General features: G+C 68.8%; 2 protein-coding genes. One reads left to right on the forward strand and one right to left on the reverse strand.

Translation table 11 applies throughout. The features are described 5' to 3' along the window. On the reverse strand, nucleotides 1-762 hold a 762-nt coding region (locus tag ACFU99_RS41360; protein ID WP_384403275.1), incomplete at its 3' end, for a PA14 domain-containing protein. Between the two features lie 292 nt (nucleotides 763-1,054). Here ACFU99_RS41360 and ACFU99_RS41365 point away from each other — a divergent pair. Next, nucleotides 1,055-2,068, forward strand: a complete 1,014-nt coding sequence (locus tag ACFU99_RS41365) for a LacI family DNA-binding transcriptional regulator (RefSeq protein WP_384403278.1) — start codon at nucleotides 1,055-1,057, stop codon at nucleotides 2,066-2,068. Nucleotides 2,069-2,209 lie beyond the last annotated feature (141 nt).

Genomic DNA, 2,209 nt, shown 5'->3' on the forward strand with positions numbered 1-2,209 from the left:
GAGCAGCGCCCGGGGGTCGTGCGGGTCCGCCTTGACCCGGCTCAGCGGCCACTTGGAGCCGCCGATCACCGCAGAGACATGGCCGTTCGCCCCGCCTGGCACCCGGCCGAGCTTCTGCGCGAAATCGAGCTTCAGCGTCCGGCCGTCGCCGAGGACGGTCGTGCCGATGGCGCCGTCGTACTTCCAGTCGTCGGGCAGCCGGAACGCGGACGCGGGTATGGGGGTCTTCCGCTCGCCGGGCTCGGTCCAGCGCAGATGCAGATTGGACCCGCCGATGTGCTCGAAATACTCGACCTTGATGTCGACTGCGTCGTCGGCCTTCAGCTCCACGGGCCTGGAGGTCTGTTCCTTGTCCCAGTCGTCGACCCAGTGGTCGATGACCAGCCGCCCGCCGACCCACAGCCGGAAGCCGTTGTCCCCGATGATGGAAAACGTTGTAGAGCCGGTCTTCTCGGGCACGAGCTTCCCGGTCCAGCGCACGCTGGCGTTGTCGGACTGCCCGGTGGCGGTCTGGAGCCGGGATTCGAGGCTGCCGAAGTCGATGTTCGGATCGAACCCCGTTGCCTTGAGTTTGCCGAAGTCGAAGGCTCCGGGGGCGGATTGGGTGTAGTACTCGCCCTTGAGCCCGTGCGGCACGACCGGCCCGCGGGCGGCCGTGGCGTGTGGGGCCGCAGTGAGCGTGGTGAGTGTGGAAAGTCCGAGAGCCGTGGTGAGGAGCAGGGCCAGATGTCGCCCGGTTCGTCTGAGGGGTCTGGTGCGCACGAATCCTCCTGTACCTGTGTACCTGTAGGGAAACGCGTCTGCTGGAAGTACTGGAACTGCTGGAATGCGGCGAAGAAGGGTGGCGGATCGCTGCTCAAGTCGGTAGAAATCATCTGTACAACGTTGGAAAGAACGGCAGTTGGCATGACAGCACGTGATCCGGCGCGCTGTCCAGGGCCGCGACGAACGGCCGAGACAGACGGCCGAGACGAACGGCCGAGACGAACGGCCGAGACGAACGGCCGAGACAAGCGCGCCGACGGGCGGGGCGTACCGAGCCGAAGGAGATCCCGTGCGGGTGAGCCTCAAGGATGTCGCGGCGCGCGCCGGCGTCTCGATCAAGACCGTGTCGAATGTGGTGAACAACCGCCAACACGTGACTCCGGCGACGCGCAGCCGCGTCCAGCAGACGATCGACGAACTCGGCTACCGCCCCAACCCGACCGCCCGCCACCTGCGTAAAGGCCGTACGGGCATCATCGCCCTCGCCGTCCCCGAACTCGGGAACCCCTACTTCGCCGAGCTCGCGGGGGCCGTGATCGACGCGGCGGCGGAACACGACATCACGGTGCTCCTGGACCACACCCAGGGCGACCGCGAACAGGAGATCCTGGTCAGCCAGGGCTTCCGCGCCCGCGTGATCGACGGACTCATCCTGAGCCCGCTGGAGTTGGAGGCCGAGGACCTGCGCGGCCGGGACGACGACGTGCCGCTGGTGCTGCTCGGCGAGCGCGAGTACGACCTCCCCTACGACCACATCGCCATCGACAACGTCGCCGCGGCCCGCACCGCGGTGCGCCACCTGCTCGGCCGCGGCCGCACCCAGATCGCCTACCTCGGCGCACGCACCGACTCCGCGAACCGCCCCGCCCACCTGCGCCTCGACGGCTGGCGCGCCGAGTTGACCACAGCGGGGCTGCCGGCGCCAGACGCCCTGGTCGGCGAGACCACCGGCTGGGACCGCGGCGACGGCGCCGACGCGATGGCCCGCATGCTGGACTCGGGCGTCCGCCCGGACGCCGTATTCGCCTACAACGACCTGGTCGCCATCGGCGCGATGCGCGTCCTCCACGAACGGGGCCTAAGAGTCCCGTGGGACGTGGCCGTAGTCGGCTTCGACGACATCGCGGAAGGCCGCTTCGGCGCGGTCACCCTGACCACCATCTCCCCGGACAAACCCGCAATCGCCCGCCTCGCAATCCAGTCCCTGCTCCACCGCCTGGACCACCCCGAAGAACGCTCAGGCCACAAACTGACCCCTGAACACCACCTGACCACACGCGAAAGCACCTTGGGCCGCCGCTGACCCGACGGCGGAACGGCACCTCGTCGCCCGGTGACGGACGTATGTACGCGAAAGTCCGCGTGCCCCCGACTGGGAGTCCGGGGCACGCGGTAATCGACCCTGCGCCCTCAGCGCCCGCCGGCCGCTGCGGTTATTTCACGC

It is taken from the genome of Streptomyces sp. NPDC057654 (assembly GCF_042800135.1).
Taxonomy (GTDB): domain Bacteria; phylum Actinomycetota; class Actinomycetes; order Streptomycetales; family Streptomycetaceae; genus Streptomyces.